This is a genomic window from Photobacterium sp. NCIMB 13483, assembly GCF_003025475.1.
GTDB classification, from domain to species: domain Bacteria; phylum Pseudomonadota; class Gammaproteobacteria; order Enterobacterales; family Vibrionaceae; genus Photobacterium; species Photobacterium piscicola.
The window spans coordinates 75,004-82,250 of the sequence record NZ_PYLV01000021.1 but is presented as its reverse complement, the minus strand read 5'-3'; the positions used below and the strand labels follow the sequence as shown (position 1 = coordinate 82,250).

At 41.0% G+C, this 7,247-nt stretch carries 7 protein-coding genes; 4 read left to right on the top strand and 3 right to left on the bottom strand.

What is annotated here, in order from left to right; all coding sequences use genetic code 11:
- The first annotated feature begins 190 nt into the window (after window positions 1-190).
- The 4 genes from tsaA (at window position 191) to C9I86_RS15330 (ending at window position 3,315) form a co-directional block, all read left to right on the top strand.
- Entirely contained in the window at window positions 191-892 is a 702-nt protein-coding gene (gene tsaA, locus C9I86_RS15345) for a tRNA (N6-threonylcarbamoyladenosine(37)-N6)-methyltransferase TrmO (RefSeq protein ID WP_107276856.1), read from the top strand.
- A 126-nt stretch (window positions 893-1,018) separates the two neighbouring features.
- Window positions 1,019-2,734 (top strand): proline--tRNA ligase, encoded by a 1,716-nt coding sequence (locus C9I86_RS15340; protein ID WP_107276855.1) that lies wholly within the window; start codon window positions 1,019-1,021, stop codon window positions 2,732-2,734.
- 185 nt (window positions 2,735-2,919) lie between these two features.
- Entirely contained in the window at window positions 2,920-3,123 is a 204-nt protein-coding gene (locus C9I86_RS15335) for a YaeP family protein (RefSeq protein WP_080159014.1), read from the top strand.
- Between the two features lie 3 nt (window positions 3,124-3,126).
- The gene (locus tag C9I86_RS15330; protein ID WP_080159013.1) at window positions 3,127-3,315 is read left to right on the top strand and encodes a DUF4250 domain-containing protein; all 189 of its coding nucleotides are present in this window, start codon (window positions 3,127-3,129) and stop codon (window positions 3,313-3,315) included.
- A 92-nt stretch (window positions 3,316-3,407) separates the two neighbouring features.
- On the opposite strand, the gene C9I86_RS15325 is transcribed toward C9I86_RS15330, so the two are convergent.
- From C9I86_RS15325 to accA, 3 genes are all read right to left on the bottom strand, one after another.
- Entirely contained in the window at window positions 3,408-4,619 is a 1,212-nt protein-coding gene (locus C9I86_RS15325) for an aromatic amino acid transport family protein (RefSeq protein ID WP_080159012.1), read from the bottom strand.
- 170 nt (window positions 4,620-4,789) lie between these two features.
- Window positions 4,790-6,106, bottom strand: coding sequence for a tRNA lysidine(34) synthetase TilS (gene tilS / locus C9I86_RS15320; protein ID WP_107276854.1), 1,317 nt, complete (start codon window positions 6,104-6,106; stop codon window positions 4,790-4,792).
- Between the two features lie 143 nt (window positions 6,107-6,249).
- Window positions 6,250-7,209, bottom strand: coding sequence for an acetyl-CoA carboxylase carboxyl transferase subunit alpha (gene accA / locus C9I86_RS15315; RefSeq protein ID WP_080159010.1), 960 nt, complete (start codon window positions 7,207-7,209; stop codon window positions 6,250-6,252).
- Window positions 7,210-7,247 lie beyond the last annotated feature (38 nt).

Here is a 7,247-nt window from a genome sequence, read left to right as displayed (position 1 = left end):
GCAGAAAGCTTTGTACTACCAGAAAGGCAGGAAAGAAGTTATCCAAGGGCAGTAAAGAAAAGGCCTAGTCGCTATGCGACTAGGCCTTCAAGGAAGCGTAAATTATCTTAATTCACATGCATTAGGCCTTAGTGCCTGCTTTTTATGTTATATTGATTCATTATCTTCAGCTTAACATTGGCTTAATTTGATGGCTTATAGCATTGAACCTATCGGTATCGTCCACTCTCCTTATAAAGAAAAGTTTGCAGTCCCTCGTCAACCAGGACTCGTCCCCAGTGCTCGCTGTGAAGTTATTTTACAAGGTGAAGCTAATTCCCTAGAAGCGGTGCGTGGCATCGAACAATTTAGCCATGTATGGTTATTATTTTTATTTGACCAAAATTTGAAGGCAGGTTGGCGGCCAACAGTACGTCCTCCACGTCTTGGCGGTAATGAACGAATTGGTGTTTTTGCAAGTCGCGCCACTTTTCGTCCCAATGGTATTGGAATGTCAGCCGTTAAATTAAAAGGAGTACGACATCATAATGGCCAAGTGATCATTGATGTAGGAGGAACCGACTTAGTTGACGGTACGCCGATTGTTGATATTAAGCCTTATATTCCCTACTCAGACAGTTTACCCAATGCCTTAGGTGGTTTTGCCTCTGAACAACCACCAATATTCGATGTTCAGTTTAGCGAGCATGCTCAACAACAATTACGTGGCAAACAAGTCGATTATCATCGCGCCGTGATCACTGAAGTCTTAGCCCAAGATCCACGCCCAGCCTATAAAAAAGGCAAAACTGACAATAAAGTTTATGCGGTAAATTTATTTAATTTTAACATTCATTTTATGGTGACTGAGCCCATTGTTACGGTAATTAGTATCGATACTATTAATCAATAATAGATCTTATGTAGTTATCTTTGGCGAATAGCGCCGAGACTGGTAATATAACGGGCTATCGTCATGATACTGACGGGTGGAACATCAGTTCCTTCTCTTTCCTTTTATCAATAACGGATACCATCAATGCGTACCAGTAAATATCTTCTTTCTACCCTGAAGGAGACTCCAAACGACGCAGAAGTCATTAGTCACCAACTAATGCTACGTGCAGGCATGATCCGTAAGTTAGCTTCAGGTTTATATACCTGGCTACCTACAGGTCTGCGTGTGCTGCGTAAAGTCGAAAACATCGTTCGCCAAGAAATCGACAATGCAGGCGCAATCGAAACCTTGATGCCCGTTGTTCAGCCGTTTGAACTATGGGAAGAGACAGGCCGCTCTGAAAAGATGGGTCCTGAACTACTTCGCTTTACTGACCGTCATTTCCGTCCGTTTGTACTAAGCCCAACCGCAGAAGAAGTGATCACTAGTCTTGTACGTAACGAAGTAAGCTCATACAAGCAACTGCCACTTAACCTATACCAAATTCAGACGAAATTCCGTGATGAACGTCGCCCACGTTTTGGCGTAATGCGTGCACGTGAATTCTGCATGATGGATGCTTACAGCTTTGATATCGATAAAGACGGCTTACAAAAGTCTTTCGATACTATGCATGCTGCTTACTGTAAAGCTTTTGACCGTATGGGTCTTGAATACCGTCCAGTATTAGCTGATTCAGGCGCAATCGGTGGTAATGGTTCTCAAGAGTTCCACGTACTAGCCGAAAGCGGCGAAGACTTAATCGCATTCTCTACTGAATCTGATTACGCTGCTAACATCGAAAAAGCAGAAGCTATTGCACCTGCTGTTGAGCGTGCTGAACCAACACAAGCAATGACCATTATTGATACGCCAAATGCAAAAACTATTGCAGAATTGGTTGAACAACACGGCATTGCTATCGAAAAAACAGTGAAGACGTTATTCGTTAAAGCTTCTGATGAAATCGACGCACCTATCGTGGCATTGATCATCCGTGGTGACCACGAACTTAACGAAATCAAAGCAGAAAACCTTGCAGAAGTTGCATCTCCATTAGAGATGGCGACGGAAGAAGAAATGCGTGAGCTTATCGGTGCTGGTGCTGGTTCTCTAGGTCCTGTGGGCCTTGAACTACCGTTTATCGTTGATCACAGTGTTGCGGTAATGAGTGACTTTGCTGCTGGTGCTAACGTTGACGGTAAACACAACATCGGTATCAACTGGGGTCGTGATGTTGAACTTGGCCGTGTTGATGATCTACGTAACGTCGTTGAAGGCGATCCAAGCCCATGTGGCCAAGGTACGTTGATGCTAAAACGTGGTATCGAAGTCGGTCATATCTTCCAGTTAGGTACTACTTACTCTGATAAGATGAACTGTAGCGTACTTGATTCGAACGGTAAGAGTTCAATTCTAGAAATGGGTTGTTACGGTATCGGTGTATCACGTGTTGTAGCATCAGCTATCGAACAAAACAATGATAAATACGGCATCATCTGGCCTGACGCTCTAGCACCTTTCCAAGTGGCTATCGTACCAATGAACATGCATAAATCAGAACGCGTTCAGGAAGCAGCTGAGAAGCTATACGCCGATCTTACTGCAATGGGTATCGAAGTATTATTTGATGATCGTAAAGAACGTCCAGGTGTGATGTTCTCTGACATGGAATTAATCGGTATTCCTCACACTATCGTAATTGGCGATCGTAGCCTTGAAAATGGTGAGATGGAATATAAGAACCGCCGTACAGGTACTAAAGAAGCAGTGATTGCTGCTGATATTATGGACTTTATTAAGCAAAAAATGGCTTAATTAACAACCATATAAATTTAAAAAAGCTGCCCATTTAGGCAGCTTTTTTTATAGCTAAATTATCACAAATATTTTTTATCTCTTTCACTGCTATGATAATATTCAACTCAATAATCGCTTAAGTATATTCACATCACATTCGTCACTCTGATCTTATGTGAATATTTTTAGGCAAAGGAAAGACCATGCAAGTTTATCAATGTTGTGAGCTAATTCGAATGACTTACTCTCAAATTGGCAGTGGTGATCAAGGCTATATTCCCACTGCAATCAAGTGTGCAATTAAAACATTGGATGATATTGCCGCTAATACTGAATTACCATTAGACGTACGTGAACGTGCAGCTTTTGCCGCCGCCAACTTATTGATCAGTGATCACGAGGACTAAACAATGGATTTATCAAAATTTGAAACTATGGATACTGTGATGTTGATGAGTATCGTCAACATGAAGATCCGCGATGAATTTAATACCCTCGATGATTTAGTCAAATTTTTTGATATCGATCGTGAACAATTAATTGCAAAATTAGCCACCGGTGGCTTTGATTTCTTACCTGAAGTACAGCAGTTTCGTTAACGTTGACTTATAAACATCAAATAAAAAAACGGCACTCATCAGTGCCGTTTTTTATACTTATTAAATAACATTTCTTTGGTGTAATGACTCAATTAACCTTGGAATATCGGCAGTACATCAGCCATCGCTAATAAATGGAAACACGCAGTTAATACGCCAAAGATTATTACCGCATAAATGGTAACATTGCCACCAGGTACAACAAACCCTTGTTGCTCAGGTTGACGCTGACGCAGTTTTTTAGCTAACAATGCTGGAATAATACAAGTCCAAATCGTCGCAGCAGCCCCCGCTAAACCAATCGCCGCTACAAATCCAAACGGAGCAAATAATGAGAACACCAGTGGTGGAATAAAAGTCACCGCCCATGTTTTAAAGCGGCCTTGCTTAGTGTCTTCAAAACCAAAAAAATCCGCCAGATAATCAAATACCCCTAAACCAACACCAATAAATGATGATACAACAGCGGCAATCGAGAAAATATTTAAAGCTTGCTTAACACTGTTAGAGCTCACAACGCTACCCAATGCAGTCATTAACGCATCAACACTACCACCAGCGGCGACAATAGGGCCGAATTGTGTACGCGGTAAATTACCAAAAATACACACCACCCAAATCACATAAAACGTTAATGCAATCAAGGTACCGCCTAAAATAGCGTTTTTAGCACGATTTTCATCACGGTAATAATCACGCATGGTGCTTACTGAATGATGATAACCAAAAGAAGTTAATGCTACGGGTAAAATAGCGAGAGCATAAGGAGAAAGGCTGGTTTGAGAATCGATACTATCAAGCAATGTTGGTAACTGAATATTGGTCGCCAGACCTGAAATACCAATAATAAAACTGATCGCCATAAAAATGATCAACAGCACCGAAATACGATCAACGGCGCGAGTTGAATGAAGCACAAAAACAGACGATGCAATCACAAATAACACTGACGCTAATTTAGCATTGATATCGAATATACCGCCAAAAATCATACCTGATGAAGAAATATAAGCATAAAGCAAAATACCACCAACAAAATACAACGAGAGGTTATTGATCGCATTCACTTTACTTTTCAATACATCTTTTGTAATGGTGTTAAATGACACTTTAAAATCATAATGCTTTAAGGCTTCAAGTAATAACCAACCAGATAATGTCATCATCACCATCGTTACTGAGATCGCAAGTACAGTCCATAATGTCCATGCGCCAGCACCTGCACTTGGCAATCCAAGCATGCCTGCACCTACGCACACACTAGCAATAATGCATGCACCTCCAAGTGTCGATGGTTTACTCATGTTCTATCCTTTATTAGTATCTATTTTGTATCAGCGAACTAGTACAATAATATGCCTCTAATATTTTAGCAACAAAAGAATATCGATCTGAATAAATATTTATTTAACAACCGCATATGTTAAATAAATTAACATGTGCGGTTTTATTATAAAAAGAGCCCATCAAGGAATTATGAACGTTGCCATATAAACTGCACCGTTGTGATTGCTGTTACTGGAGCAATAAACTCATCGACAACAAATACCCCAGCCATCGCAACTAATTGCTCACCATAAAATAGCATTGGTGTACGGCGACGTAACCAACTCGGCACCTGATATTCTTGGAGTAATTTTTTAAACTTACGCTTACCGCTGCGGCCTTGTGGTTTTATCTCTGGGCCTAAATAATCAAACCGAATAGAGACCACTTCATCTGCATAAGGTAAACGTAATCCTGCTTGGGCTTGTTGCTGCAAACACACACACCCTAATGCTTGTGGTAATTGGCATGGTTGGTTAATTATCACTTCATGCTGCCAATCACTAATGTCTGGCCATTGTTCTAACAGATATAACTGCTGTTGGTAACGACGTACTTGATACTGTTCCCAACACACTTGTGGATTAGCATCGACTTTGGCTTGGACTAAATTAAACCAAATTTGTTCAAGCTGTGCCAATGATGGCATGATCACATCCTGTTGTTTTAACCATTGTCGAATCAAAGCCATTCCTAAACGAGCACTGATATTTTCCGCAATATATAAACTACCATCATCTTTTAGTGCTTGTTGGAGCTGATAACTTAATAACTCTTCTAATAAAGCTTCTTGTTCACCACATAAATGCGCACTACGACTGACCGCTTTACGAATTCCCGGCCAGCGATCATTTAGCAATGGTGTTATTTGATGGCGAATAAAATTGCGATCGTAACGTTGATCTAAATTACTTTCATCTTCCACCCATTGTAATTGATGTTGTTTACCATAAGCTTCAATATCTGCACGACGAATGGTTAATAACGGCCGTAAATGTTGTCCGGTTGCAAATGAGGTTAACACTGGCATTGCTGCCAAACCCGCAGGTCCACTCCCCCGCTTTAAGGCTAATAATACCGTTTCAATTTGATCATCAGCATGTTGCGCTGTTAGCAAACTATCACCTGCTGATATATGACGAGATAATGCTTTATAACGTGCATCTCGCGCCGCTTGTTCGACACTGGCACTACCGCCTAATTCACAAACTACGCGCTCAATATCACAATCAATACCACTTGCTAACGCCCATGAAACACATTGTTGCGCCCAACGATCTGCATTGGAACTCAGTCCATGATGAACATAGACAGCATGAGCATGATAATCAGGATATTCCTTAATAAATCGAGCCAGTAAATCCAACATTACACGAGAATCTAACCCACCACTTAACGCTAATACTAACCGTTTTGTTTGAGGTGGATTGACAAATATTTGATGGCAAAAATGAGAATACAACATTGGCTTATATCTTTTAAAAACAGACTATCTAGTCTATACCAGCAGTACATCAACCGACACTCACAAACAGCATTGGCTAACATAAAAAGATAAAAAAAGGCCAGCATTATGCTGACCTTCTTAAAGCGTAAAAATAACAACGATTAACAGTAACCGTAACTCATTAGACGCTGGTAACGACGTTCAAGTAGTTCTTCAGTATCTAACTGATCTAACTCTTCTAATGTCGCTTTAATTTGTGCTTTTAACGTATTTGCCATTAATGGCATGTTACGGTGTGCGCCACCTAATGGCTCTTCGATAATATTATCGATTAGCTCAAGCTCTTTTAAACGAGGTGCTGTTAGACCCATCGCTTCAGCAGCTTGTGGGGCTTTATCAGCATCACGCCATAAAATTGAAGCACAACCTTCAGGTGAAATCACTGAATAGGTTGAGTATTGCAACATGTTAACGCAATCACCCACACCAATCGCTAACGCACCACCAGAACCGCCTTCACCAACCACATTACAAATAACAGGCACAGTCAGGCCAGCCATTACTTTGAGGTTCATTGCGATTGCTTCTGATTGGCCACGTTCTTCGGCACCAACACCTGGGTATGCACCCGCAGTATCGATGAAAGTAACAATCGGCATTTTAAAACGCTCTGCCATTTTCATTAGGCGTAACGCTTTACGATAGCCTTCTGGTTTTGGCATGCCAAAATTACGTTTAACTTTTTCAGTCGTACCACGTCCTTTTTGATGACCAATAACCATAATTGGACGACCATCAATACGCGCAATACCGCCCACTAACGCTTTATCGTCAGCAAAAGCACGATCACCGGCTAATTCATCAAACTCTTCGAACATGTGCTCGACATAATCAAAAGTATATGGGCGCTGAGGATGGCGTGCGAGTTGCGCAACCTGCCAGGCACCAAGATCACCAAAGATTTTCTTAGTTAATTCGAGGCTTTTCTTTTCTAGTTGCTCAATTTCTTTTTCAAGATCAACCGAGTTAGACTCATCACGGCGTGATACATCACGTAGTGCTTCAATCTTTGCTTCTAATTCTGCAATCGGTTGTTCAAACTCGAGGAAGTTCAGGCTCATACCACTTAAAATCCTTTTGCTTATTTTAATGATAGGGT